24 protein-coding genes and 1 tRNA gene are annotated in these 26263 nt (G+C 72.5%); 14 read left to right on the top strand and 11 right to left on the bottom strand.

What is annotated here, in order from left to right:
* Positions 1-101: 101 nt before the first annotated feature.
* Positions 102-923: a serine hydrolase domain-containing protein gene (locus ACXET9_RS09765; RefSeq protein WP_457886390.1), complete on the bottom strand. Its 822-nt coding sequence runs from the start codon at positions 921-923 to the stop codon at positions 102-104.
* On the bottom strand, positions 920-1831 hold the full coding sequence (locus ACXET9_RS09760) for a serine hydrolase domain-containing protein (protein WP_457886388.1): 912 nt from the start codon (positions 1829-1831) through the stop codon (positions 920-922). Before ACXET9_RS09760 ends, ACXET9_RS09765 begins: the two co-directional genes overlap by 4 nt.
* A gap of 349 nt (positions 1832-2180) precedes the next feature.
* Between ACXET9_RS09760 and ACXET9_RS09755 the strand changes: the two genes are divergently transcribed.
* The 9 genes from ACXET9_RS09755 (at position 2181) to ACXET9_RS09715 (ending at position 13500) form a co-directional block, all read left to right on the top strand.
* Positions 2181-2930 carry a L,D-transpeptidase family protein gene (locus tag ACXET9_RS09755; RefSeq protein WP_457886387.1) on the top strand — a complete coding sequence of 250 codons (750 nt, stop codon included), beginning with the start codon at positions 2181-2183 and terminating at the stop codon, positions 2928-2930.
* A gap of 333 nt (positions 2931-3263) precedes the next feature.
* Positions 3264-3977, top strand: coding sequence for an FhaA domain-containing protein (locus ACXET9_RS09750; protein ID WP_457886386.1), 714 nt, complete (start codon positions 3264-3266; stop codon positions 3975-3977).
* 7 nt (positions 3978-3984) lie between these two features.
* The gene (locus tag ACXET9_RS09745) at positions 3985-4503 is read left to right on the top strand and encodes an FHA domain-containing protein FhaB/FipA (protein ID WP_457886385.1); all 519 of its coding nucleotides are present in this window, start codon (positions 3985-3987) and stop codon (positions 4501-4503) included.
* Positions 4500-5867, top strand: a complete 1368-nt coding sequence (locus tag ACXET9_RS09740; RefSeq protein WP_457886384.1) for a PP2C family protein-serine/threonine phosphatase — start codon at positions 4500-4502, stop codon at positions 5865-5867. The genes ACXET9_RS09745 and ACXET9_RS09740 overlap by 4 nt, the downstream gene beginning before the upstream one ends.
* Before the next feature lie 3 nt (positions 5868-5870).
* On the top strand, positions 5871-7298 hold the full coding sequence (locus ACXET9_RS09735) for an FtsW/RodA/SpoVE family cell cycle protein (protein WP_457886383.1): 1428 nt from the start codon (positions 5871-5873) through the stop codon (positions 7296-7298).
* Positions 7295-8740: a peptidoglycan D,D-transpeptidase FtsI family protein gene (locus ACXET9_RS09730; protein ID WP_457886382.1), complete on the top strand. Its 1446-nt coding sequence runs from the start codon at positions 7295-7297 to the stop codon at positions 8738-8740. The genes ACXET9_RS09735 and ACXET9_RS09730 overlap by 4 nt, the downstream gene beginning before the upstream one ends.
* Positions 8737-10596: a serine/threonine-protein kinase gene (locus tag ACXET9_RS09725; protein ID WP_457886381.1), complete on the top strand. Its 1860-nt coding sequence runs from the start codon at positions 8737-8739 to the stop codon at positions 10594-10596. The genes ACXET9_RS09730 and ACXET9_RS09725 overlap by 4 nt, the downstream gene beginning before the upstream one ends.
* Entirely contained in the window at positions 10593-12761 is a 2169-nt protein-coding gene (pknB, locus tag ACXET9_RS09720) for a Stk1 family PASTA domain-containing Ser/Thr kinase (protein WP_457886379.1), read from the top strand. The genes ACXET9_RS09725 and pknB overlap by 4 nt, the downstream gene beginning before the upstream one ends.
* Positions 12762-12777: 16 nt before the next feature.
* Positions 12778-13500 (top strand): anthranilate synthase component II, encoded by a 723-nt coding sequence (locus ACXET9_RS09715; protein ID WP_457886378.1) that lies wholly within the window; start codon positions 12778-12780, stop codon positions 13498-13500.
* Between the two features lie 121 nt (positions 13501-13621).
* Here the strand turns inward: ACXET9_RS09715 and ACXET9_RS09710 are convergent, their stop codons facing one another.
* The 3 genes from ACXET9_RS09710 to ACXET9_RS09700 are packed head-to-tail and all read right to left on the bottom strand — an operon-like array spanning position 13622 to position 15426.
* Positions 13622-13795 (bottom strand): hypothetical protein, encoded by a 174-nt coding sequence (locus ACXET9_RS09710; RefSeq protein ID WP_457886377.1) that lies wholly within the window; start codon positions 13793-13795, stop codon positions 13622-13624.
* A 3-nt stretch (positions 13796-13798) separates the two neighbouring features.
* Positions 13799-14539 carry a class E sortase gene (locus tag ACXET9_RS09705; RefSeq protein WP_457886376.1) on the bottom strand — a complete coding sequence of 247 codons (741 nt, stop codon included), beginning with the start codon at positions 14537-14539 and terminating at the stop codon, positions 13799-13801.
* The gene (locus ACXET9_RS09700; RefSeq protein ID WP_457886375.1) at positions 14539-15426 is read right to left on the bottom strand and encodes a DUF881 domain-containing protein; all 888 of its coding nucleotides are present in this window, start codon (positions 15424-15426) and stop codon (positions 14539-14541) included. Before ACXET9_RS09700 ends, ACXET9_RS09705 begins: the two co-directional genes overlap by 1 nt.
* Positions 15427-15603: 177 nt before the next feature.
* Here ACXET9_RS09700 and ACXET9_RS09695 point away from each other — a divergent pair, with 177 nt between their 5' ends.
* The 5 genes from ACXET9_RS09695 (at position 15604) to ACXET9_RS09675 (ending at position 19608) form a co-directional block, all read left to right on the top strand.
* Positions 15604-16164 carry a cell division protein CrgA gene (locus ACXET9_RS09695; protein ID WP_457886374.1) on the top strand — a complete coding sequence of 187 codons (561 nt, stop codon included), beginning with the start codon at positions 15604-15606 and terminating at the stop codon, positions 16162-16164.
* A 161-nt stretch (positions 16165-16325) separates the two neighbouring features.
* The gene (locus ACXET9_RS09690) at positions 16326-17573 is read left to right on the top strand and encodes an EGFR-like transmembrane domain-containing protein (protein ID WP_457886373.1); all 1248 of its coding nucleotides are present in this window, start codon (positions 16326-16328) and stop codon (positions 17571-17573) included.
* Between the two features lie 207 nt (positions 17574-17780).
* A tRNA-Arg gene (locus tag ACXET9_RS09685) sits at positions 17781-17853 on the top strand.
* Between the two features lie 145 nt (positions 17854-17998).
* On the top strand, positions 17999-18466 hold the full coding sequence (locus ACXET9_RS09680; RefSeq protein WP_457886372.1) for an RrF2 family transcriptional regulator: 468 nt from the start codon (positions 17999-18001) through the stop codon (positions 18464-18466).
* A gap of 161 nt (positions 18467-18627) precedes the next feature.
* Positions 18628-19608 carry a sulfite exporter TauE/SafE family protein gene (locus ACXET9_RS09675; protein WP_457886371.1) on the top strand — a complete coding sequence of 327 codons (981 nt, stop codon included), beginning with the start codon at positions 18628-18630 and terminating at the stop codon, positions 19606-19608.
* Between the two features lie 110 nt (positions 19609-19718).
* On the opposite strand, the gene ACXET9_RS09670 is transcribed toward ACXET9_RS09675, so the two are convergent.
* The 6 genes from ACXET9_RS09670 to ACXET9_RS09645 form a co-directional block, all read right to left on the bottom strand.
* Positions 19719-20981 carry a Gfo/Idh/MocA family protein gene (locus tag ACXET9_RS09670; protein WP_457886370.1) on the bottom strand — a complete coding sequence of 421 codons (1263 nt, stop codon included), beginning with the start codon at positions 20979-20981 and terminating at the stop codon, positions 19719-19721.
* Positions 20971-21744: a ThuA domain-containing protein gene (locus tag ACXET9_RS09665; RefSeq protein ID WP_457886369.1), complete on the bottom strand. Its 774-nt coding sequence runs from the start codon at positions 21742-21744 to the stop codon at positions 20971-20973. The genes ACXET9_RS09670 and ACXET9_RS09665 overlap by 11 nt, the downstream gene beginning before the upstream one ends.
* 675 nt (positions 21745-22419) lie before the next feature.
* Entirely contained in the window at positions 22420-23016 is a 597-nt protein-coding gene (locus tag ACXET9_RS09660; protein WP_457886368.1) for a hypothetical protein, read from the bottom strand.
* The gene (locus ACXET9_RS09655) at positions 23013-23705 is read right to left on the bottom strand and encodes a histidine phosphatase family protein (protein WP_457886367.1); all 693 of its coding nucleotides are present in this window, start codon (positions 23703-23705) and stop codon (positions 23013-23015) included. Before ACXET9_RS09655 ends, ACXET9_RS09660 begins: the two co-directional genes overlap by 4 nt.
* Before the next feature lie 32 nt (positions 23706-23737).
* Complete coding sequence (locus tag ACXET9_RS09650; protein WP_457886366.1) at positions 23738-25447, bottom strand: FAD-binding oxidoreductase; 1710 nt, start codon at positions 25445-25447, stop codon at positions 23738-23740.
* Positions 25444-26262: a lysophospholipid acyltransferase family protein gene (locus ACXET9_RS09645; RefSeq protein WP_457886365.1), complete on the bottom strand. Its 819-nt coding sequence runs from the start codon at positions 26260-26262 to the stop codon at positions 25444-25446. Before ACXET9_RS09645 ends, ACXET9_RS09650 begins: the two co-directional genes overlap by 4 nt.
* Position 26263 lies beyond the last annotated feature (1 nt).

Here is a 26263-nt window from a genome sequence, read left to right as displayed (position 1 = left end):
CCATGACGAGGTGACCGGAGCCACCCGCCTGCACTCCCCCGCCGCTCAGCGGCTCGTCCCGTCGGCCCGTCGGCCCGTCGGCCCGTCGGCCCGTCAGCCCGTCAGCCCCAGTCCTCCAGGACCGCGTCGGCCAGGCGCGGCATGATCTCGCGATGCGCGTCGCAGAAGTCGAGATCCGTGCCGACGACGAGAGCGAGGTCCGCGACGGGGTCGACCCAGAAGGCGTTCCCGCGCATGCCGAAGTGCCCGACGGTCGCCGGGGAGTTGCGCGTCCCCGTCCAGTGCGGGCTCTTGTCCCCGCGGATCTCGAGGCCGAGGCCGAAGGGGTTGGGCGACTGCTTGCCGAAGCCGGGCATGATGCCGACGAGCTCGGGCAGCTGGGGCCGCGTCATCTCCGCGTGCCAGCGCTCGTCGAGCAGCGTGGGGCGCAGGATCTCGGCGGCGAACAGGGCGAGGTCGCCGACGGGCCCGTGCGCGTCGACGGCCGCCGAGCCCTCCCAGAGCGTCCGCGTCATCCCCAGCGGATCCAGGACGCGCTCGCGGACCCAGTCGTCGAACGGTCGCCCCAGGGCGTGCTCGACGTGGCGGGCGGCCTCCTCGATCCCGCGGTTCGAGTAGTGGCGGCGCAGGCCGGGCGCCTGCAGCACGCGGTCGGACTCGTAGAAGAGCCCGGAGGCGTGGCACAGCAGGTGGCGCAGCGTGGAGCCGGGCGGACCGGCCGGGTCGTCGAGCGCGACCGCGCCGGTCTGGAGGGCGAGGGCGCAGGCGAGGCCGGTGAGCGTCTTGGTCACCGAGCGCCAGGGTCGGATGCGGTCGACGTCGCCGCGGCGGGCCCGTTCGCCCTCGGGGCCGAGGACGATCGCGGCGGCGTCGACGCCGAAGCCGTCGAGCAGATCGAGGGCTCCGGCGCCGGTCCCTCTCATCCGCGGGGACCGCCCGCACCGTCAGCGCTGTCCGCCCCGCCGACGCCGTCCGCCCCGCCGACGCCGTCCGCCCCGCTCGCGCCGTACGCCCGCAGAAGCGCGTCGGTCAGCCCGGGCCAGGCGGCGACGTGCGCGGGACCGAAGGGCTCGGTGCCGAGGAAGGCGCCGGCGAGGCCGGCGTCGGGGTCGACCCAGAGGAAGGAGCCGGACTGGCCGAAGTGCCCGACCGTGCGGGGGCTGCTGTGCGAGCCGGTCCAGTGCGGGGACTTGCCGTCGCGGATCTCGAGCCCGAGCCCCCAGTCGTTGGGCCGCTGACGGCCGTACCCGGGGAGGATCCCCGGGAGGCCGGGGAACTGCACGCTCGTGGCCTCGCGATGGAGGTCCTCGGAGATCAGGGTCGGGGCGAGCAGCTCGCGGCCGACGGCGAGCAGGTCGCGGATGCTGGCGCGGTAGCCGGCCGCGGGCGAGCCGTCGACCTCGATGTCGACGAGGCCCAGGGGGCCGACGACGGTCTGCTCGATCCAGTCCGGGAGGTCAGCGCCGACGGCGGCGGCGACGTGCTCGCCGAGCACCTCGAAGCCGGTGTTGGAGTAGTTGCGGCGGGCGCCGGGCTCGGCGAGCACCTCGGGGCCGTCGAAGCCGTAGCCCGCGGTGTGCGCGAGCAGGTGGCGCACGGTCGCGCCCTCGGGGCCGCGCGGGGCGACGGACTCATCGAGGTCGACGAGTCCGCGCTCGACGGCGACGAGGACGCCGAGCGCGGCGATCGGCTTGGACACGCTCGCGAGCGGGAGGACGCGGGCGCCGTCGCCGTGGACGCCGAGCGTCCCGCGCGCGTCGGTCACGCCGACGACATGCTCGAAGGGGAGGTCGGGGAGGAGCCCGGGGTCGATCTGCGCTGCGGTGGTCACCGCGCCAGGATCCCACAGCGCCGTCCGCGCCCTCCGGCGGGCATCCGATGAGCGCGCGATGGTGCTCCGGCTGCCGTCCCCGCGCCCGCGACACGCCGATGCAGCAGGTTTCCGTCCGGGAACATACGAATCCGTCCGGAACGTCCAGATCCGGGCCGACCTGCAGTGATTCCGGACTACGGTACAGAAAGCGCACGACCAGCTAGTTTTTACCTCTTGTTGACCTAGATGAGGGCTGTGCATGATGATCTTGACCGCGTCGGCGCGGGCCTCCGACCCCGGACGCCCGCCCGCACGGACCCGCCGCCGCCGATCGGCACGGCGACACACCATCCCGGGGGAGACCGCCATGACCAGGTACCTGTCCAGACCCACCGCCGCGCCGACGGATCCGATCGCCGCGTCCGAGCCGGTGGCATCCCGGCGCTCGCTCCTGCTGCTGGGCGTGGGGACCCTCGGCGCGGGGCTCGCGCTCGGCGCACCGGCCGCCGAGGCCGCCACCACGCTGCGCAAGGGCGACCGCGGATCCGCGGTCAAGAAGCTCCAGCAGGACCTGTGGGCGCACAAGTACTGGTGCGGCACGGCCGACGGCGTCTTCGGCCACCTCACCCAGCAGGCCGTGTGGGCGCTGCAGAAGTCGGCGGGCCTCTACCGCGATGCGGTCGTCGGCCCGAAGACGCGGGCGGCCCTGTCCGCGGGCAAGAAGCCCGCGCGCCAGATCACCAGCGGGACGGCCTTCGAGGTCGACCTGTCCCTGCAGGTCATCATCGCGACCAGCCAGGGGAAGCTGTCGTACATCCTGAACACGTCCACCGGCAGCGGCCAGCGGTACTACTCGGGCGGCCGCTGGAAGACGGCGACGACCCCGAAGGGCGACTTCTCGATGTACAGCCTGTACTCGAGCGGCTGGCAGTCCGGCCCGCTGGGCAACCTCTACCGCCCCGGCTACTACGACCGCGGATGGGCCATCCACGGATCGAACTCGATCCCGTCCTACCCGGCCTCGCACGGCTGCTGCCGCATCTCGGTCGCCGCCTCGGACATGCTGTGGTCCCGCACCTGGTTCATCAAGGGCCGCCGCGTGCTCGTCCACGCCTGAGTCCACGCCTGAGTCCGCGACCGCCCGACGGCCGGCACCGCGCCGCCGCGCCGCCGCCTCATCGTCATCGCGCCCGCCCCCGGATCCGTCCGGGAGCGGGCGCGATGCGCGTTCCCGGCGCGTTCCCACCGGCGCATTCCCGACGCATCGCAGCGCATCACAGCGCATTCCCGAGACCGGGCTGAGCACCGCCTTCACGACCCCTGCACGAATCTCACGCCCTCCTCCCTCGAACCGTCGCCTCCCCGTGACCTGCTCGCGCGCTACGATCGGGAGGGCGAACAGCCCCGTCGCCGACCGGGGCGGAGGACGGCAGGACAGCGAGGGATCACCGTGGGGATCTTGGACCGGATCGAGCGCGGGCTCGACCGCGGAGTGACGAGCATGTTCTCGCCGGGTCGCGGCCAGCTGAAGCCGCTCGACCTCGCGCAGGGCCTGAAGCGGGAGTGCGACGACCAGATCCAGGTGCTGGATCGCGTGCGCACGCTCGCCCCGAACGTCTACACCGTCTACCTGCACTCGCAGGACTACGACCGCTTCGCGTCGTGGCAGGACACGCTCGTGGACGAGCTCCAGCGCGTGCTCATGGAGCATGCCGAGAAGCAGCGCTACATGTTCGTGGGCGCGGTGAGCGTGGATCTCGCCTGCGACGACGAGGTCAAGCCCGGCCGCTTCGAGACGGAGTCGCGCACGGAGCGCGGCAGCGTGGCGCCCGCGACGGGCCCCGGCCGCTCGGGCACGGCGGGCCATCCGATCGTCGAGATCGACGGGCAGCAGTACCTGCTGACCGGCCCCGTCACCGTGATCGGCCGCGGCGGCGACGCCGACATCATCCTCGAGGACACGGGCGTGTCCCGGCACCACCTGGAGCTGCGGGCCGAGGCCGACGGCACCCTCGTCGCCACGGACCTCGGCTCGACCAACGGCACCTTCGTGGACGGGGAGCGGATCCGCACGCCCGTGGTGCTGCAGGATCGCTCGCTGGTGAAGATCGGCCGGACGCGCCTGACCGTGGTGCTGCCCGCCGCCGATCCGGCCACCTGGTGAGCGCCCGATGAGCGAACTGACGATCGTCGCCCTGCGTCTGGGCTTCGTCCTGGCGCTGTGGGTGTTCGTGATCGCCGTCGTGCTCGTCCTGCGCAGCGACCTGTTCGGCACGACCGTCGTGACGCGGTCGAGCAAGGATCCGCGCCGCGAGCAGCGGGCGCCGGCGAGCCCTCCCCCGCCCGGGGCGCCGCAGGGCGCACCGGCCGGGCGGCCGGCGCCCCCGCCGACCGCGACCTCCCTGGTGGTGACCGCGGGTCCGCTGCGCGGCACCTCGCTGACCCTGGGCTCGACGCCGATCCTCATCGGCCGCGCGCCCGAATGCACCCTGGTGCTCGATGACGACTACGCATCGAACCGCCATGCGCGCGTCTTCCGGCGCGAGGACGAATGGATGGTGGAGGATCTGGGCTCGACCAACGGCACCCTCGTGTCCGGACGTCGCATCGAGGGTGCCGTGCCGTTCCGGCCGGGCGCCCAGGTGCGCATCGGTCGCACCGAGATCGAACTGAGACGAGGACCGCGATGAGCTACGCCCTGCGGTACGCCGCCCGCTCCGACGTCGGACTCGTCCGCTCGAACAATCAGGACTCCGGCTATGCCGGCAGCCACCTGCTGGTCGTCGCCGACGGCATGGGCGGCCATGCCGGGGGCGACGTCGCCTCCTCGGTCGCGATCGGCCATCTGGCGCGCCTGGACCAGGACACCCCCGCCGCGGACATCGTCGCGACGCTGGAGGAGTCCGTCCTGCAGGCGAACCAGGAGATCCTGCGCCGCGCCCGGGACGAGCCCCAGCTGTCTGGCCTGGGCACGACCATCACCGCGCTGCTGCGGGCGGAGGGGAAGTTCGCCCTCGCCCATATCGGCGACTCCCGCGCCTACCTGCTGCGCGACGGGGAGACCACGCAGATCACGAAGGATCACACCTTCGTCCAGCGGCTGCTCGACGAGGGCCGTCTGACCGAGGAGGAGGCCGAGCGGCATCCGCAGCGCTCCGTGCTGATGCGCGTGCTCGGCGACGTCGACGCGGAGCCCGAGCTCGACCTGTCGCTGCGGCCGGCGCATGCGGGCGACCGCTGGATGCTGTGCTCCGACGGCCTCTCGGGCCTGGTCTCCCTCGACACGATCGATGCGACCCTGCGCGGGATCGAGGATCCCGGCGAGTGCGCGGAGGCCCTCATCCAGCTCGCCCTGAAGGGCGGCGGTCCCGACAACATCACCTGCATCATCGCCGACGTCGTCGACCTCGACCGGCTGCCGCGGCGCGAGGAGGCGCCGTCGACGACGCCGCAGATCGTGGGCTCGGCGGCGCGCAACCGCCATCAGCCGACGTCGGCGTCGGGTCCCGCGGCGAAGGCCGCCGCCCTGACCCGCGACGACCACGAGCCCCCGTACCGCGACGAGGACTTCTCCGAGGAGGAGCCGCCGCGTCGCAGCCCGTGGCCGGCGCTCGTCGCCGTGGGCCTGCTGGTGGTGCTGCTCGGCGGCGTGCTGTGGGCGGGATACGCCTGGTCGCAGCGCCAGTACTTCGTGGGGACCGACGGCACGAGCGTCGTGGTCTACCAGGGCCTCTCGCAGGATCTGGGGCCGATCTCGCTGTCCACGCCCGTCGAGGTCACGAGCATCGGCATGGACCAGCTGCCCGAGGTGACCCGCCAGCAGGTCGAGGCGACCATCTCAGCCTCGAGCCGCGAGGGCGCCGACGCGATCGTCGAGCGCCTCGAGGCGACCGCCGCGCGCTCGATCCCGGTGGAGACCTCCACCGGCTCCTCCGCGTCCGACGCCGGAGGCGACGAGTCCACGGCCTCCGATGCGGGCGGGGCCGCGGCCGATCCCTCCGACGCGGGAGGTGCCGACGGCGGGACCGACGGCGCGCAGGGCGAGGGCGAGTAGCCCGTGGCCACGATCGTCTCGTACACCGCTCGTCCGCGGCGCCTGACCCAGGCCCTGCTGCTGGCCTTCGCGGTGGTCATCGGCGTGACCGCCTATGCCCTCGTGGGGCTGGGGCGGAGCGACGAGCTGCCCGCCGACCTGGTGACCGTCGCCGTGGGCGCGGCCGTGCTCGCGCTCGCGCTGCAGATCGCGGTCATGTGGCGCGCGCCGTACGCGGATCCGGTCATCCTGCCGACGGTCGTGCTGCTGAACCTGCTGGGCATCGCCGTGATCGCGAGCGTCGACGCCGCGAACGTGCGCTACTGGGGCCGGACGGGGGGCGCCGCCGACCGTCAGCAGCTGTGGGCCGTGATCGGCGTGATGCTGTGCCTGGGGCTGCTGATCATGCTGCGCGATCACCGCTGGCTGCGGCGCTACACGTGGATCTTCGCCGTCACCGGTGCGGTGCTGCTGCTGCTGCCGCTGGTCCCGGGCCTGGGCTCCGAGCGGTACGGGTCGAAGATCTGGATCTCCATCGGCTCGAACTCCTTCCAGCCCGCGGAGCTCGCGAAGATCGCCTTCGCGATCTTCTTCGCCGGCTATCTGGTCTCGCGGCGGGACACCCTCGCGCTCGCGGGACCGAAGGTGCTGGGCATCCATCTGCCCCGCTGGGCGGACTTCGGCCCGATCCTCGTGGCCTGGGCGTTCGCGATGGCCGTGCTGGTCTTCGAGACGGACCTCGGCACCTCGCTGCTGTTCTTCGGCCTGTTCGTGGCGATGCTGTACGTCGCGACGGACCGGCTGAGCTGGCTGATCATCGGCGCGGTCATGTTCCTGCCGCCGGCGGTGTTCGCCGCGACCCAGCTCTCGCACGTCCAGACCCGCATCAAGTGCTGGCTGGATCCGCTGGCGAGCGCGAACTTCGACCGCTGCGGGCAGATCAACGCGGGCCTGTACGGCCTGGCCAACGGCGGCATCACGGGGGCGGGCCTGGGCTCGGGCCGGCCCGATGTGGTCCCCTTCGCGGACTCCGACTTCATCTACTCCTCGCTCGCGGAGGAGCTCGGCCTGGTGGGCGCCTTCGCGGTGCTGCTGCTGTACCTGCTGCTCGTCGAGCGGGCGGTGCGCGCGGCGGTGGGGATCTCCGACGGCTTCGGCACGCTGCTCGCCGCGGGCCTCGGCTTCGTCCTCGCGCTGCAGGTGTTCGTCGTCGTCGGCGGCGTCACGCGCGTCATCCCGCTGACCGGCCTGACCCTGCCGTTCATGGCCGCGGGCGGCAGCTCCCTGGTGTGCAACTGGATCGTCGTGGGGATCCTCGTGCGCCTGTCGGACGCCGCCCGTCGGCCCGCCGCCCGGCAGGTCCCGAGCGCGGCGCGCCCGTCCGGTCCCGGCGGTCCGTCCGGTTCCGGATCCCCCTCGGGCCCCGGCCGCGCCGAGGAGGTGCCCGCGTGAACAAGCCCCTGCGCCATGTCTGGCTCGTCGTGAGCGTCCTGTTCCTGCTGCTGTTCACCTCGACCACCTACTTCCAGGTGGTCGCGCAGGAGCGGTTGAACGCCGACGGCCGCAACGTCCGCACGATCTACAACGAGTGGGGCCGTCATCGCGGCTCGATCGTCGTGGACGGCGAGGCGATCGCGTACTCGACCCGCACCGATGACACCTACGGCTACCAGCGCACCTACGAGCCCGGCGACATGTACGCGTCGATCACCGGCTACTACTCGGTGGTCTACGGCTTCTCGGGGCTCGAGCGGTCGATGAACGACACCCTCTCCGGCGACGCCGACGCCCTGTTCTACCAGCGCATCTCCGACATCCTCTCGGGCCGGCAGGGCCAGGGCGCGACGGTCGAGCTGACCATCGACAGCGCCGCCCAGCAGGCCGCCTGGGACGCCCTCGACGGCCGCCGCGGCGCCGTCGTCGCCCTCGATCCCGAGACCGGCGCGATCCTCGCGATGGTCTCCTCCCCCAGCTACGACCCCAACGACCTGGCCTCGCACGACCGCTCCGCGGTCTCCGAGGCCTGGGCATCGCTGAACGACGACGCGGAGCGCCCGATGACGAACCGCGCGATCGCGGGCGACCTGTACCCGCCGGGATCGGCCTTCAAGCTCGTCGTGGCGGCCGCGGCGCTCGAATCGGGCGACTACGAGCCCGACACCGTCATCCCCGGCCCCGGCACGTTCACGCTGCCGAACTCGTCGGCGGTCATGAACAACTTCTCCTCCGGGAACCAGAACGCCTGCGGGCCCGACGACCAGTCGACGCTGCAGGAGGCGCTGCGCCAGTCGTGCAACACCTCCTTCGCCGAGCTCGGCATCGCCCTCGGCGAGGATGCGATCGCCGAGACGGCCGAGGACTTCGGCTTCGGGCAGAGGCTGTCGATCCCGCTGTCGGTGACGCCGTCGACGATCGGCACGGATCTCGACGACGCCCAGCTGGCGACCACGTCCATCGGCCAGTACGAGGACCGGGTGACGCCGCTGCAGATGGCGATGGTCGCCGGGGCGATGGCCAACGACGGCGTCGTCATGCAGCCGGAGCTCGTGCAGACGGTGAGGACGACCGACCTCTCGGTCGTCTCCGAGCTGACGCCGACGGAGCTGGGCCAGCCGCTCAGCGCCTCGAACGCCTCGCTGATGCGCCAGATGATGGTCGACGTCGTCGAGAACGGCACCGGCACCGCGGCGCAGATCGACGGCGTCGAGGTCGGCGGCAAGACGGGCACGGCGGAGTGGGGCGAGGGGCGCACGGCGCACTCGTGGTTCGTGGGATACGCGCAGACGGACTCGCAGAAGGTGGCGGTGGCCGTGGTGATCGAGGAAGGCGGGTACGGGTCGACGGCAGCGGCGCCCGTGGCCCAGGACGTGATGGAGGCGGTGGTCAGCCGATGAGGACCGAACCCGGGCTCGTGCTCGAAGGACGCTACGAGCTGACATCCCTGATCGCCACCGGCGGCATGGGGCAGGTCTGGAAGGGGCTCGACCGCGAGCTCGATCGGGACGTGGCCGTGAAGGTGCTGCGCGAGGAGTACGCCTTCGACGAGGGCTTCCTCAAGCGCTTCCGCGCCGAGGCCCGGCACACCGCCGCGCTCTCGCACGAGTCGATCGCCGCGCTCTACGACTACGGAGAGCTCGACGGGCGCGCCTTCATCGTGATGGAGCTGTGCCCCGGCCGTCCGCTGTCGGACATCATCGAGGAGAACCCCGCGGGCATCCCCGAGCGGCGCGTGGTCTCCGTGCTCATCGATCTCGCCCGCGCGCTGGACGCCGCCCACTCCAAGGGGGTCGTGCATCGTGATGTGAAGCCCGAGAACGTCCTGGTCGACGAGGCCGACGACTGGTCCATGAAGATCACCGACTTCGGCATCGCCCGCAGCAGCGACCAGGCGCGGCTGACGAAGACGGGCCTGGTCATGGGCACCGCCCAGTACCTCTCCCCCGAGCAGGCGATGGGCAAGCAGGCCACCTCTCTCTCGGACATCTACGCGCTCGGGATCGTCGCCTACGAGATGCTCGTGGGGCATCGCCCCTTCACGGGCTCCACGCAGGTAGAGATCGCGATGGCGCAGGTCAAGCAGCAGCCGCCGGCACTCCCGGAGGAGATCAACCCCGACCTGCGGCAGCTGGTGACGATGGCGCTCGCGAAGGCGCCCGCGAACCGGCCCCGCTCGGCGGCGGGCGTCGCCCGGATCCTCGAGGCCATCCAGCGCGGCGTCGAGCCCCGCTTCACGACCGGCGCGATCCCCGTGACCCGCGTCGAGGACCACGACTGGACGGGCGAGAACCGCATCCGCCCGCGCAGCGGGTCCGCCTCCGGCGCCGACGGCTCCGGTCCGGGCTCCGCGGGGTCCTCGGGCTCGCCGTCCGGCGCTGCAGGCTCCGGCAGGGCCGGTGCGGGTGCAGCCGGTGCGGGCTCCGACGCCGGTGGGGCCGACGCCGGCTCCGGGGCGACCGGCTCCGGGGCAGTGGCAGGGGCCGACGGGCGCCCCCGCCATTCGCCGACGGGCACCCGGACCGCCGCCATGCCGCTGCCGCTCTCGGGCCGTCGCGGGATCCGCCATCGCTCGGCCGCCAGCGCGGCCTCGGGCCTGTCGGCGCATTCGGCGCGCTCGGCGGCGTCCGCCGCCTCCGCGCTGTCGGCTCACTCAGCGAACCCTGCGAACCCAGCGAACCCTGCGCACTCCGGGCGCTCCGAGCGCTCTGGGCGCTCCGAGCGCTCTGGGCGCTCTGGGCGCTCTGCCAACCCTGGGCGCTCTGCGTCGTCGGCGCCGTCGGCCCTGTCCGCCGCATCGGCCTCGGAGGCGGACGGCGCCGCAGGCACCGGCGGTGCGACGGGCGGCGCCGGCGGGCGCGGTCCCGCGGTGCCCTCGCCGCTGCGGCTGTCCTCGGCGCTGTCGGCGTCGTCGGCCTCGGAGGCGCCCGCGGCCTCGCGCCCGGCGAGCGTGGCGCCGCCGCTGGACGGCGTGGACACCCGGAACTCGGCGCGCACGGTGCGCGGCACCACGACCGGCCGGACCGTCCTCGGACCGTTCAGCCTGCCCGGGCTGATCCTGCTGATCATCGTCGTCATCGCGGTGCTCGCCGCGATCGCCGGCGGCATGGGGTGGCTGCCGATGTCGGCCCCGGTCACGGGGGATATCGCCCGCTCCGTGGACATCTCTCCCGCGGAATCGGGCGTGGGCGCGACAGCAACTACGATGGTCGGACTGGTCGGGGACGGCCTCGGCACGAGGAACGGTGTGGAGTGAGCGAAGAGAACGTGGTCCTGGGGGGCCGCTACTCCCTGGGGCGGATCCTCGGGCATGGCGGCATGGCCGAGGTGTACCTCGCGCAGGACAGGCGGCTGCACCGCACGGTCGCGGTGAAGGTGCTGCGCTCGGACCTCGCGCGCGACGACAACTTCCAGGAGCGCTTCCGCCGCGAGGCGCAGAGCGCCGCCGCGCTGAACCATCCCTCGATCGTCGCCGTCTACGACACCGGCGAGGAGCACATCGTCAACGCGACGGGTGCCGAGATGACGATCCCGTACATCGTCATGGAGTACGTGCACGGCACCACCCTGCGCGAGCACATCATCCCCGGCGATCCCATGCCCGCGCAGCGCGCCGGCGAGATCATGGCGGCGCTGCTGAGCGCCCTCGAGTACTCGCACCGCTCCGGCATCGTCCACCGCGACATCAAGCCCGGCAACGTCATGATCAACGACGCCGGCCAGGTCAAGGTCATGGACTTCGGCATCGCCCGCGCGGTCGCCGATGCGGCGAGCGCCATGACCGCCACGCAGGCCGTCATGGGCACCGCCCAGTACCTCTCCCCCGAGCAGGCGCGCGGCCAGCTGGTCGACGCCCGCTCCGACATCTACTCCGCGGCGTGCGTCATGTACGAGCTGCTCACGGGGCGCCCGCCGTTCGTCGGCGACACTCCCGTGTCCATCGCCTACCAGCATGTCCGCGAGGAGCCGGTGGTCCCCTCGGTCTACAACCCGGCGGTCACGCCGGCGCTGGACGCCGTGATCCTCACGGGCCTCGCGAAGGACCGCGAGGCCCGCTACCCGAGCGCGGTCGCGTTCTCCCGCGACATCGCCCTCGCGGTCGCCGGGCGCGAGCCGAAGCTCGTCGACGGCGCCGTGCCCCTCGGCTCCGACGCCGAGGCGACGACCGTCCTCGGCGCCGCGGGCGACACCACCGAGGCGCTGCCGGTGATGACCGCGGCGACCCAGGCGATCGGCGCGACGACGCAGGCCATGCCGGGCGGGACCTCACCGTCCTCCGCGGCCGGCGGCATCTCGCCGCGCTCCCCGCACGAGGCGGCGGCGGAGGAGGAGCCCGAGCACAGGAAGCCGGTCTGGCTGTTCGTGCTGGTGGCCCTCGCCGCCCTCGGCGTCGTCGCCGCGCTCCTGTGGTGGCTGGACCCGCTGGGCTGGCGCGGTCCCGACACCGCCGACGTCCCCGCGGTCGTCGGCCTCACGCAGGAGGATGCGGACGCCGCGCTGGAGGAGGTCGGCCTCGTCGGCTCCTACGAGCAGGTGGAGTCCTCCGATGTCGAGAAGGGCCTGGTCATCGAGACGGACCCGGTCGCGGGCACCGAGCTGATCGTCGGCCGGACGGTCACCGTCACGGTCTCCGCCGGGCCCACGCCCGTCACCGTCCCGAAGATCGTAGGCATGAGCAAGGACGATGCCGAGGCCGAGCTCGCGAAGGTCGACCTGACCCTCGAGGTCACCGCCGAGGAGGACAAGGCGAACACCGAGGCCGACATCATCACGAAGTCGTCCCCGAACGCCGAGGAGACGGCCTCCCCCGGCGACACGGTCTCCGTGACCGTCGCGACCGGCGAGTACACGGTCCCCAACGTCCAGGGCCAGCAGGTCGACGCCGCGACGAAGACCCTCGAGGACCTCGGCTTCGTTGTCGACACCACCACGAGCGCCACCTCCGACCAGGAGCCCGGCACCGTCATCAGCCAGGACAAGAGCGCGAACTCGAAGCTCGAGATCGGCTCGACGATCACGCTGTCGGTCGCCGAGCAGGCCACCGTCACGGTCCCCAACGTCACCGGCCGCAGCCGGGAGGACGCCGAGGGCACCCTCCAGGACCAGGGCTTCGGCACCAATGCCCAGTCCGAGGCCTCGGACACCGTCGAGGAGGGCTTCGTGATCCGCACGGATCCCGAGGCGAACGCGAAGGTCGATCCCGGCACGACCGTGACGATCTACGTCTCCTCGGGCCCCGCCACGCCGACCGAGGACCCTACGACGGCTCCTACGGATACGGCGACGCCGACGACGGAGGAGCCGAGCGCTACCGAGACGACGAGTGGGGAGAGTGGGGATGGCCCTGGGGGTGACGACTCCGGGGACGACGACTCCGGGCAGGGCACCGGCATCGGTACCGGCGACGACGATCAGGACTGAGACGAGCAGGACCGATATGACCTCTTCCTCCCCCGCCCCGCATCACGCCCCGCATCACGCGCCGAGCCCTGCGGCCGACGCAGGATCCGCTGCGCCCACCGCGCGGATCCTGGTGATCGACAACTACGACAGCTTCGTCTTCACGATCGTCGGCTATCTCCAGCAGATGGGCGCCGACTGCACCGTCGTGCGCAACGACGAGGTCCCGCAGACCGAGGACGGCGCGATCGACCTCGCCGGCTATGACGGCGTGCTGGTCTCCCCCGGTCCCGGCAACCCGCAGACCGCGGGCCGCTCCCTGGAGGTCATCGGCCGCTGCGCCGAGCAGCAGCTGCCGATGCTCGGGGTGTGCCTGGGCCATCAGGCCCTCGGCGAGTACTTCGGAGCGACGGTCACGCACGCCCCGCAGCTCATGCACGGGCGCACGAGCGAGCTCGCGCACGATGGAGGGAGCGTCTTCGCCGGCGTCCCCAACCCGGTCACCGCGACCCGCTACCACTCGCTGACGGTGGTCCCCGAGACCGTGCCGGAGGAGCTGCGGGTCACCGCCTGGACCGCCGACGGCGTGGTCATGGGTCTCGCGCATCGCACGCTTCCGCTGCACGGCGTGCAGTTCCATCCGGAGTCGGTGCTCACGGAGTCCGGGCACCTGATGCTCGCACGCTTCCTCGAGCTGTGCGACGGCGTCGACGCCGTCGAGCGCTCCCGCGGCCTCGCGCCGCTCCTCGCGCCCTCCTGAACCGGGCGCTCCCGTCTCGCGGGCTCCGGGGCCCCGAAGCCTCGGAGCCCCGCCCGACGACTTCGCGCCGTCCCCGCCTGAGCGGGGACGGCGCGATCTCGTCGGTGGGCGATGCCGCGGGCTAGGAGCCGCTCGCGCGGGCGCCGACGAGCCCGTCGTTGAAGGGCATGTAGGGCGCGATCCAGGGGAAGACCCACTGGAACAGCACGACGACGACCGCGGCCAGCAGGATGATCGTGAAGATCACCCGCAGCCAGACGGGGCCGGGCAGATGGCGGAACATCCAGGCGTACATCGCTCAGGCTCCTTCGACGTCGGCGAGGGCCTCGGGGATGCCGTCCTCGCGCAGGGTCCAGTAGGAGAACTCCGCGTGCACGATGTAGCGCTCGCGCGCGGAGTACATGGGGTGGCAGGCCGTCAGCGTCAGCATGCGGCGGGTCGGCTCGGCGTCCGGGTCGTCGGGGTCGGCGGCGATCACGGAGACCTCCGAGGGGTCCACGACCAGCGAGGAGGTCACCTCGTAGACGTAGAAGGCGTCGGCGGTCTCGATGACGACCGGATCGCCGGTCTGCAGGCGCGCGATGTCCTCGAAGGGGCGGCCGTAGGTGTTGCGGTGGCCGGCGAAGGAGGTGTTGCCGATCTGGCCGGGCAGCGCGGTCTCGGGATAGTGGCCGACGCCCTTGACGTTCAGCACGGTCTCAAGGTCGACGCCCTCGGCGACCGGGGTGCGCACGCGGTCGAAGGCGGGCACGTGGATGGCGCCCCAGACCTGGCCCTCGGCGCCGATCGTCGGGACCGGGGGCTCGCCGTCCTGCGGCTCGGCGATGGTCTCGGTGTCGACCGCGCCCCATTCGTCATCGAGCGAGTCGACGATGTCCTCGTGCTCACGGTCGGCGACGACGTCGGTCCACCACAGCTGCCAGACCACGAACAGCAGCAGGAGGCCGCCGAGGGTCAGCAGCAGCTCGCCGAGCGCGCCCACCAGGGCGGCGAGGAAGGAACGGCGGGGAACAGCACGGTGTCCTCGTCGGGCGGCCATCATCCTGCTTTCGCGATGTCTACGGTGAGGGAGCCCTCGAAGGCGGGGAGGGTCGTCTCGTCCAGCGTCACGACCTTCTCCCCGAGGCCGACGTAGTCCACCCATTCGCGGTAGATCCTCACGCCGCTCGCCTCGTCGAGCGACGCCATCATCTCATCCGTCGGGCCCACCGCGGTGATCGTGAACGGGGGCGAGTACACCCGTCCCTCGAGCAGGAGCGTGTTGCCCGCGCAGCGGAAGGCGCTGCCGTTGACCACCCGCTGATCCTGCAGCATCATCGCCTCCGCCCCGCCGGCCCAGAGCGCGTTGATGTACGCCTCCATGTCCTGCTGGTGGACGACGAGATCGTCGGGCTCGATGCCGTCCTTGGAGCCGAGCGCGCTGGTCGGGGCGTCGGTGAGGGTGATCTGGAGGGCGGGGCCGGTGACCTCGGTGAGGCCGACGACGTCGGCGACCTGGGCGAGCCGCTCCTCGGTCGCGTCGTCGGATCCCTCGGCGGTGAGCTCGTCGATCTCGGCGCGCGTGCGCGCGGCCTCCTCGTTGAGCTGCTCGATGCTCGTGGCGCGCTCCTGGAGGGCGGTGGCGACGTCGCCGGAGTCGTTGCGCAGGGAGGCGCCGCCCGCGAGCCGCGCGGTCGTCACGAACAGCACGCCGCACAGCACCATGATCACGCCGACGCCGAGGCCGCCCGTCAGCCGACTCCGCAGCGGCGGGTCGCCGGGCGTCTCGTCCGCGGCCGCGTCGACGTCGGCCGCGTCGACGTCGGCCGCGTCGGCCTTATCCCCCGCGTCGCCCGCGTCGGCCGTCTCCTCCGCGTCGCCCGCGTCGACGGCGTCGGCCGAGGCATCGGCCGCCGCGTCGGGCCCGGGATGCTGCTCGTCGTCCATCAGTCCTCCTCCGCCCCTGCTGACGGCCGCGGCCGCACCCTCGGGGCTGCGCGCGGGGCGCGGCGCCGTGGGCATCGGCTCGCACGCTCAGGTCACGGCCATTACCCTAGGCCACGGTCCGTGTTCGCGGACCCGCGCGCCGCATGCGCGCGTCACTGCGTCGAGGAGCACCGTCACATGGCGAGGAGCAAGAGGAAGCGGACCGCCGCGGCCGGGTCGTCGGCGAAGGCCGCCGCCCCCGCATCGGAGGACCTCGAGGAGCTCACCGCCGACGAAGCGGCCGTCGAGGCCGACGACGCCGCTGAGACCGACGCGGCCGATGCCGGCGAGGAGTCCGAGAAGGCCGAGAAGTCCGAGGAGTCCGAGGGAGCGTCGACGTCCGGGAAGCGCAGCTCTGCGAAGAGCCGCAAGCGCGGCTCGGGCGAGCCCTCCAAGAAGTTCCGCCAGCTCGACGAGGAGGTCGCCGAGAAGGCCAAGGACGCCTCCCGGAAGTCCTCGCCCAAGCGCTCCGCCGCGGCCGAGAGCGCACGCACCGGCCGTCGTCGGTCCGCGGCCATCGCGCCGAACCCGCAGTGGCTCGCGCCGACGGCGGTCGTGCTGCTGATCCTCGGCCTGCTGTACCTGGTCACGTATTACCTGTCCGCTGGCACGCTCCCGCTGCCGATCGGAGACTGGAACCTCGCGGTCGGCTTCGGCATCATGCTCGCCGGCGGCGGCATGCTCATGTTCTGGAAGTAGTCCCGGGGCGAGCGCCGGGCCCGCGGGCCCGGCGCTCCCGTGTCCCGGATGTCCGGCATGGGGAGTTCTCCCCATGCCGGAGAACGCACTCCGGCGGATAGGGTGTTCGACGTCGGCGGCCGTTCCTGGCGTCGGCGCACATCCGATTCACGGGGGCCATTGTGGACACCACCATCTCTCGCCGACGGCGCCTGGCGGCAGCGATCCTGCTGCCCGTCGTCCTGCTTCTCGCCGGCTGCGGCCGGCTCACCGCGGACTTCGAGATCAAGGACGTCGACACGTTCACGATCGCGATGGACATCGGTGTCGATGAGACCTATCTGAGCATGATGGGCAGCACCTACGCGGACGCCGACGAGCTCTGCGACGAGATGATGGCGGAGGACGACTTCAGCACCTGGGGCTCCGCCGACGTCGAGTCCTATGAGGAGGACGGCATCTGGGGCTGCCGCATCTCCGGCAGCGTCGTCCGCGCCGACTTCGGCGACGGCCTGGAGCTGACCGAGAGCGACGGCGAGATGCACCTCGTCATGGACATGGGCGACGGGTACTCCATCACCGAGGACGACCTCAGCTACCTCGGCTCCTACGAGTTCCGCGTGTCCTTCACCTTCCCCGGCAAGGTCCTGAGCTCCGCCGGCGGCACGATCGACGGCAAGACCGTCACCTACGACGACCCGCTCGACTTCATGAACGGCGTGGACATCACGGCCGAGGCCGGCGGCGGCATCCCCACCTGGCTGATCATCACGATCGTGGCCGTGGTCCTGCTCTTCTTCCTGCTCATCGTGATCGCGGTGGTCGTCTTCCTGATCGTGCGCTCGCGCCGCAAGAAGAAGGCGCTCGGCGGCCCCGGCGGCACGTCGGGCATGCCCGTCGCCTACGGCGCTGCGGGAGCCTACGGTGCCGCGGGAGCGTCCGGCGCTCCGGCATCCTTCGGCGCCTCCGCCCCGTCGGCCGCCCCGGCCGCTCCGTCGACTCCGGCGGCTCCATCGGCTCCGGCGGCATCGCCCGCGCAGGGAGCTCCCGGCTCCCCCTCCGCCCCGCAGTGGGGGCAGTCCTCGCCCGCGGCGCCCCAGTGGGGCCAGTCGGCACCCTCCGCGCCGCAGCCGCCCCAGCAGGCGCCCGCTCCGCAGCAGCCGGCAGACCCGCAGCAGCCGCAGTGGGGTCAGGAGCCCGGCCAGCAGCAGGGGCAGCAGCCTCCGAACCAGCAGCAGTGGGGCCAGCAGCCGAGTGCTCCGAGCGCTCCGAGCGCTCCGGCGCAGCAGCCGTGGGATCAGCTGCAGCAGGATCAGCAGCAGCCCTGGAGCCAGCCCCAGCCGGGCCAGCAGCCGGATCCGCAGCAGCCGGGCGGCGACCAGGGTCAGCAGAACCCGTGGGGCCAGGACCCGCAGCAGCGCGGGTGGTGACCTCGCCGCGTCGGCGGCACGCGCTCGCAGGAGCGGCCGACGACGCGGTGCGAGCGCAGCTCCCCATCCGAGGCCCGGGCGGCGATCCGAGAGGATCCCGCCCGGGCCTCGGCCCGTTCTCGGGCGGTGTGGGCAGGGTCACCGGCTCTGAGTTGGCGCTGACCTCGCGCTTCCCCTATAGTTATTCAAGTCAGCGAGAGCAGACAAGCGCCCGTAGCTTAACGGATAGAGCATCTGACTACGGATCAGAAGGTTGGGGGTTCGAATCCCTCCGGGCGCACAGAGGAAGCCCCGGTCAGAAGATATTCTGACCGGGGCTTCAGTCATATCGGCCCGTCGGCAGGATGCGGCAGGACCACCGCCGCCGTCGTCGGCGCCCAGGCCGCCATCCGGCCCTCACGGGCCCGCAGGAAGGACCGCGCGACATGAGGATCTCCGCCAAGGCCGACTATGCCGTGCGGGCGGCCGTGCAGCTCGCCGCGGCCGAGGCGGGCGGCGAGGATGCCCCGCTGTCCACGGAGACCCTCGCCACGGAGCAGGACATCCCCTCCCGCTTCCTCGAGGGCATCCTCGGCGACCTGCGTCGGCAGGGGCTCGTCATCAGCCGGCGCGGAGCCCGCGGCGGCTACCTCCTGGGCCGGCCCGCCTCCGAGATCACCGTCGCCGACGTCGTCCGCGCCATCGAGGGGCCGCTCGTCTACGTCCGCGGCGAGCGCCCTTCGCACCTCGAGTACCACGGTCCCGCCTCGGAGCTGCCCGACGTCTGGGTGGCGCTGCGGGCGAACGTCCGCGCGGTCCTCGAGGAGGTCACCCTCGAGCATCTCGCCGGCCATGCCCTGCCCGAGCACATCGCCGCGATCACGCGGGACGAGGAAGCCTGGCACAACCGCTGACGGCACCGCCTCGCGGGGACCCCCTCCCCTGCCCCACGCTTATGGCACATCCAAGCAACGATTGTGACGCCGTGCGTCCAGGGGCTTGATCCCGACCAGTTCGGTCGGATAAACATTCTTCCTGTGGAGATTCCACGCTTCTCTCCGGAAGGACATGACCGATGAGACGACTCGTCCTGCTCGCCCTCGTGGGCCTCGGCGCTCAGCTGGTGGACGGCAGCCTCGGCATGGCCTACGGCGTCACGTCGACCACGCTCCTGCTCGCGATCGGCACCAACCCCGCCTCGGCCTCCGCCACCGTGCACCTCGCCGAGATCGGGACGACGCTCGCCTCGGGCCTGTCCCACTGGAAGTTCGGCAACGTCGACTGGAAGGTCGTGCGCCGGATCGCGATCCCCGGCGCGATCGGCTCCTTCGCCGGCGCGACCTTCCTCGCCTCGATCTCCACCGAGCTGGCCAAGCCGCTCATGTCCGGGATCCTGCTGGCGCTGGGCGTGTACGTCCTCTCCCGCTTCACGTTCAAGGGCATCGACCGCACCCGCGAGGGGCAGCCGCTGCGCCGCCGCTTCCTGACTCCGCTGGGCCTCATCGCCGGATTCATGGATGCCACGGGCGGCGGCGGCTGGGGCCCCGTCGGCACGCCGGCGCTGCTGGCGAGCGGCCGGATCGCCCCGCGCAAGGTCGTCGGCTCGATCGACACGAGCGAATTCATCGTCGCGATCGCCGCGTCCCTCGGCTTCCTGGTGGGCCTCGGCACCGCCGGCATCGACATCGGCCTGGTGCTCGCCCTGCTCGTCGGCGGCCTGATCGCCGCCCCGATCGCCGCCTTCCTGGTGCGGCTGTTCCCGGCGCGGGTGCTCGGCTCGCTCGTCGGCGGCATCATCGTCCTGACCAACGTGCGCACGCTGCTCGGCTCGGACTTCGTCCCCCAGGTCGACGGGCTGGCCCCGATCGTCTTCGCCGTCATCGCGGTGATCTGGATCGCCGCGGTCGCCTACTCGGTGCGCGAGCACCGTCGCGAGGTCAGGACCGAGGCCCTGGCCGCCGAGGCCGCCGCCGACGTCGAGGAGGGCGCCTCCGCGCCGACGACCTCCGCGCCGACGGCCGCCGACGACGAGCCCGTCCTCGCCGGGGAGCGCTGAGACCGGCCGCCGGATCCTTCCGACCTCTCGCACGCGGAACGGCGCGGTCCCGGGGCTCATGCCCCGAGACCGCGCCGTTCCTCTGCGTCGGATCAGATCGCCCCCGCCGGTCAGCGGGCGGTGAGCACCTCGCGGACGGAGGACCAGGAGGCCATCCGGTCGCGGGCCTCGGGATCCGTCTCCGCCTGGATCGCCTCGGTCCGGGCCTGCTCGAGCAGCTCGTCGACCTCGACCCGCTCGCCGCGGTCGACGGAGGCGACGGCCGCCTCGACCATCGCGAAGCTCAGCAGGTTCTCGTGGATCTCGCACATCGGGGTGCGTCCCTCGCGCAGGGCGGAGACGAACTCGATGAGCGAGGCCGCGATCTGGTCGGGCTCGGGGGAGCCCGCCTCGGCCGATGCCGCGGCGGCCGCCTCCTCGGCGGCGACCTCGGCGGTCAGGCGCGCGGTCTCCTCCTCGTCGGCCGTGCCGAGGACCGGCGCACCGGTGCCGTCCCAGAGAGCGGTGCCGTCCTGGGCGCCGATGCGCCACTCGCCGTTCCAGTAGGTCGGCAGGCCGCGGGCGTTCCAGGTGCCGTTGTAGACGAACAGCGATCCGTCGGACATCTCGAAGGTGGCCGTGACGGACGCGTCGTGCGTGTAGACGCTCCACTCGGGGCGGGCGCCGCGGGCGGTGACCGCCACCGGGTCGGCGCCGGTGATGTAGCGGGCGGCGTCGAAGGCGTGGATGCCCATGTCCCGCAGCAGCGGGTGCAGCTGCGTGCGGCGGTAGCCGTCGTGCTCCTCGAACAGCGAGAAGAAGGCGGAGGTCAGGACCGTCGGCCCGTGCCCGGCGACGAAGGAGCGCAGGCGGCGCACCTGCCGGAAGAACCTCCGCGACTGCGACACCATGAAGGGCGTGCCCGTGATCTCGGCGTGCGCGAGCAGGCTGATGGCCTCCGGCAGCGTCTCGGTGACGGGCTTCTCCCCCAGCACCGGGATGCCGGCATGGAGGGCCTTCACGGTCACCGGATGGTGGGCGACGGGGACGGTCGGGTTGATGAGGATGTCGGCCCCGACCTCGAGGGCGAGGTCGACGCCGTCGGTGCCGACGCCGATCGCCGACGGGTCCGGTGCACCGGACCGGGCGATGACGCGCTCGGGAGCGCCCTCGACGAGGTCGGCGATGCCGACGAGCTCGGCCACGCCGCTCGCGACGATCTCCTCGGCCCACCAGCTGCCCATCCCGCCGGCGCCGACGACGACGGCGCGGGCCTTGCGGTCCGCGGGCAGCGGCAGGGTGACGGGACGGACTGCGGCGGAGCCGGCGGACGCGGCGGCGGATGCGGCGTCGGCCGCGGGGGCGGCGGCGTCGATGCGGGGATCAGATGACACGGTCGACCGCCTCGGGGGTCTCGTCGCGGAACCAGTCGCGCTGCGCGTTGGCGATCTTCACCGGTGCGGCGGGGCGCTCCTCGGGGCGCGCCCACACGACGGCGTTGGCCAGCACCCGCTGGATCTCGGCCTGGTGGTAGACGGGGTACTCCTGGTCGCCGGGGCTGAAGTAGAAGACCTTGCCCTTGCCGCGGCGGAACACGCTGCCCGAGCGGAAGACCTCGCCGCCGGCGAAGGAGGAGACGAAGACGAGCTCGTCGGGCGCGGGGATGTCGAACATCTCGCCGTACATCTCCTGGGCGGGGATGACGATCGGGTGCGGGACGCCGCGGGTGATCGGATGGGAGCCGTTGACGGTCCACACCCGCTCCTCCTCGCCCTCGTTGCGCCACAGCAGGTTGCAGGTGGTGCCCATGAGGAGCTTGAAGGGCTTGGAGTAGTGCGCCGAGTGCAGCGGGATCAGGCCCATGCCCTCGTGCACGCGGCGGACGACGCGCTCGGCGATCTCGTCGGGCACGTCCTCGTGGGCCATGTGGCCCCACCAGGTGAGCACATCGGTCTGGGCGAGCGCCTCCTCCGAGAGCGACTCCTCGATGTCGTCGAGTAGGGCGATCCTGACCTCGGCGTCGACGCCGTCGGCCGCGAGGGTGGCGCGCAGCCCCTCCGCGATGACGGTGTGCATGCCGTCGGGATAGATCGCCTGGACGCTGGGATCGACCTTCTCGTGCCGGTTCTCGCCGAAGACGGCGATGCGCAGTGCCATGGTGCGTACCTTCATTCATCAGAGGTGGAGGTGGGTGCGGAGCGGTCCGACGACGGCTCCGCACGGACGGCCGGGCGGGATCTCCCGCGGCGGCCGCGACCGCCCGGAGCACGGCGGCTCCGGCGCGGTCGGACCATCGTAGGAGCGTCCGACGGCCGCCGGAACCACTTTCCCCCGGCGATTCGTGAACGCTCTCGGAACAGGCCGGATCCGCGCCCCGGAGCATTGCAAGAAACCCCGGGCGCACCGCCCCTCCCGGACCCATGAGAGCGCCCGACGACGGCTCCGCGCCGCCGCGCCCCGCGGCCGTCCCGCGGCCTCGATCTTGCAGGATCCCGTCGATCGCTCCCGATGCGCGAGCGACCGGGGAGGTCACAGGGACGCGCTCCGGAGCTCCTCTGCAAGATCCGCCCTGCTCGGCGCGTCCGTCGGCCGCGCGCTCGCGGGCCGGGCATCGGCCGAGAACCCGCCCGGACGGACTGCCATCGTTGCAAGAACCGTGACCATCGTGTGATCGGATTCTCACTGGATCTGGATTATGGTCATGCAGAGGTTCCTTCAATGGCGAGGGAACCTCTTCTCCTTTCCGGGAGCGGCACCCCGGTGTCGGCTGCCCGGTCCCCCGGCGCCGGTTGCCCGGACGGGCGCCGGGGGGGCGGCCCCTCCGCGACGGCGTCAGCGGATCCGTCGCACCTCGAGGTCGCGGCCCAGCCGCTGCTCGATCAGGGCCGCGGTCGCCTCATGCCGGCGCACCGCCGTCGCCCGGCCGACGACCCCGCCGAGGGATCCCCCGGCCCGGCCGCCCCAGCGATGGACGAGCTCGGTGCGCGAGGCATCGGCGCCGGAGCCGGGGCGGAGGGTGATCGTCGCCGTCAGGTGGAAGGCGCGGCCCGCGAGGGCTCCGAGCAGGACGGTGCGGCGCAGGCTCCCACGCTCGATCCGGAGGGTCAGGGCGCGCGGGGGGTCGACCGCGTCGTCCGTCGCCCGGTCGCCCTGGTCACCTCGGCCGCCCTGGTCGCCCCGGTCGTCGGGCTGCTCCTCCGCGATGCGCCAGCCGTCCTCCTGCAGCACGGCCATCAGGGCGGTGCGGACCGCCTCGGGCGCGGCGCCGACGAGGAGCACCGCCTCGGTCGGCGGCAGTGCGGAGCCGCGGGACACCGGGCTGCGGGAGCTCGGGCCGTGGGAGGTCGGGCCGCGGAACGCCGGGCCGCGGGACGCGGAACCGCGGGAGGCCGAGCTGCGGGACACCGGGCCGCCTGGCGTGCTCATCACGGCGCCAGTGTCCCGGGCCCGACGGGGCGCAGCTCGGCGTTGCCCAGATGGGGGACGGAGCGGTGGTCGTGCGGGTCGAGCCCGCTCCCCAGCGCGAGGGCGATCTGCAGGACGTCGCCGTGGGCGACGAGCACGACCGCCGGCGGCGTGCCCGCCTCGCCCGTCGGCCCGGCCTCGCCCGTCGGCCCGGCCTCGCCCGTCGGCCCGGCCGCCTGCCGTGCCTGGGCCTCGCGGAGGACCTCGTCGACGCGGCGGGCGACGTGGAGAACGGTCTCGACGCCGTCGCCGGGGTCGCGGCGGGCGCGGTCGGCCTCCCAGACGGTGTCGTAGGCGGTCGCGGGCCCTTCGTCGTGGGCGCCGAAGGAGCGCTCCCGCAGGCGCACGTCGATCGTCGGCTCGTCGGCGCCGAGGACGCGCGCGAACTCCTGCGCGGTCTCTCTGGCGCGGGCGAAGTCGCTCGTGATCACGAGCGTGCCGGGGCCGAGGCCGAGGCTCCGGGCCCGCTCCCCCGCCGCCCGGGCCTGCTCACGGCCGCGGGCGGTGAGACCGACCTCGGTGAGCGCGCGGGGTCCGGGGACGGAGACGATCCGGCCCTCGACGTTGGCGGTGGACTCGCCGTGGCGCAGGACCAGCACGCCCGTCGACACCGGGGCGTCGTCGGCCGAGGGGGCGGGGCGGTGCTCAGGCACGGGTGCCGCTCCGGTGTCGCCGCGGACGCCGCTCAGGCGTCGACGACCTTGTGCGGGTTCAGGTTGCGACCCGGGTCGTTGTCGGCGAAGAGGCCCTTGACCATGCGCACGCCGACCTCGCCGATGTCATCGACGATCCAGGGGCGGTGCTCGGTGCCCACGGCGTGGTGGTGGGAGACCGTGGAGCCGAGGTCGACGAAGGCCTGCTGCACGGCGGACTTCGCGTTGGTGTACTCGGCGAGGGCGGTCTCCTCGCTCGTATACTCGAAGGCGAAGGTGAAGTAGAGGCAGGCGCCCGAGTGGTAGCTGTGCGACATGTGGCAGAACATGAAGCCCCGCAGGCCCAGCTCCTCCTGCGCCGCGAAGAACGCCTCGTAGACCTTCGCGTGGACCTCGTTGATGTTCGACCAGGTGGCGCCCGTGTCGCACACGTCGCCGAAGACCTGGTAGTTCAGCAGGAAGTCGCGCAGGTACGGGGTGTCGAACTTCTTCTGGTCGTAGATCGCGCCGGGGCCCGCGCCGAGCGTGATGCCGCCGTTGGCCTTGACGATCCTCTTGACGATCGACTTCTGCTGCTCGACGGAGCTCTTGGTGCCCTCGAAGCAGACGTAGGAGATGCACATCTCGTCGCTCGTGTCCCAGCCCTGCGAGCGCAGGTAGGCGAACAGGCCGTCCTGCACCTTCGCGGCGACCTTGCCCTTGGTGGAGCTGGGCTCCTTGACCATGGAGAGGCTGAAGGCGGTCTCCGGGCCGTCGGAGAGGCGCGTGAAGGTCGGGGTGACGTCGGTGGAGCGGGCGATAGCGTGCATGCCGCGGATGCCGTGCTCCCAGTCGGGGTACATGTAGGCGATGACCTGGCGGACCGGGGCGATCCGGTGCACCTGCACCGTGACCTCGGTGATGATGCCGAGGCGGCCCTCGCTGCCGAGCAGCATCTCGTGGACCGACGGGCCGGAGTCGCGACCCGGGATCGCCTTGGTGACGACGACGCCGTCGGGGTGGACCACGCGCATGCCGCGGACGATGTCCTCGATGTCGCCGTACTTGTCCGACTGCATGCCCGAGGAGCGGGTCGCCGCCCAGCCGCCGAGGGTGGAGTACGTGAACGAGTCGGGGAAGTGCCCCATCGTCCAGCCGTCGGCCTGGAGCTGGTCCTCGAGGTCGGGGCCGTAGACGCCGGCCTGGACGCGGGCGAGGCCCGAGGTGTCGTCAATCGCGACGACGCTGCGCAGGCGCCCCAGGTTCATGGTGAGGACCTGGCGCTCCTCGTCCCGCTCGGGGGTGACGGAGCCGGAGATGCAGGAGCCGCCGCCGTAGGGGATCAGCACGAGGTCCTCGGCGAGCACGATCCGCAGGATCGCGGCGACCTCGTCCTCGTCCGCGGGGTAGACCACGGCGTCGACGGGACGGCCGAAGTCGCCCGTGCGCACGCGGAACAGGTCCGTCAGGGAGCGGCCGAAGGAGTGCACGAGACGGATCTCGTCGTCGTCCAGGAGGTTGTCCTCGCCGACGACGCCGACGAGCTGCGCGCGCACGCCCGCCTCGAGGCGGCTCGCGGGCACCTCGTGGTCCTCCAGCCGCGGCTCGTCCACCGGGCCGCGGGAGGCCAGGTCCACGCCGATCTTGCTCTTCGCGAAGGGCGCGAAGAGCGGCTTGTTGTCGAAGCGGAAGGCGACGTCGTCCAGGCCCCACCCCCACCACTTGTGGCGCTTGACCTCGCGGGCGCTCGGCGTAGAGCTCATGCGGACTCCTCCTCTCCCGGGCGCGCGGCGCCCAGGACCTCGTCGTGATGCTCGTCGTACAGGGACTGCACGCGCTCGCGGATGCGGGCGCTGAACTCCACCGCCGGCTCGCCCTCGTGAGCCAGCATCGGCTCCCCGAAGACGACGCGGACCGGCGGACGTCCCTTCTTGGGCCAGCTGCGGCCCTTGGGCATGGCCTCGTAGCCGCCGACGATCGCGGCCGGGATGACCGGGATGCCGACGCCGATGGCGAGCGCCGCGGCGCCCGGCTTGAACTCGCCGATGCGTCCCGTCGTCTGCCGCGTCCCCTCGGGGAAGACCAGGATCGGGACGCCCGAGCGCAGCAGACGACGCGAGAAGCCGGCGAACCGTCGGTCGCCCCCGCGGCTGATCGGGAAGGCGTTGAACATGAGCCGCACGAACAGGCGGCGGTACCAGATGGTGAAGAAGTAGTCGGCGGCGACGCCCGTGGAGAGGTAGCGCGCCTGCGACCAGGGCAGGCCCTGCGCGAGCATCGGCGCGTCGACGTGGCTGGTGTGGTTCGCGACCAGCACGTACGGGCCGCGGACCGTCTTCACCCGGCGGTTCACGACCGACGACGCGGTCAGCTGCGTGCGCACGATGCCGCGGAAGAACACCCGCTGGACCACGAAGCGCAGCGCCGCGCGCGGCCGCGAGCGGTACTTCTTCAGCTCGGGGGCGAGCTCGTCCCAGCCCTCGCCGCGCGAGCGCGCCGAGAGCGACGCCAGCATCGCGGAGGGCTCCTCCGGGGATTCCTCCCCGTCGGTCGTCCTGCGGTCGTCGCTCGGGCTCATC

This window comes from Brachybacterium netajii (SeqCode), from assembly GCF_054114245.1.
The sequence above is the reverse complement of the archived record's forward strand: the minus strand, read 5'-3'. Positions and strand labels throughout refer to the sequence as shown.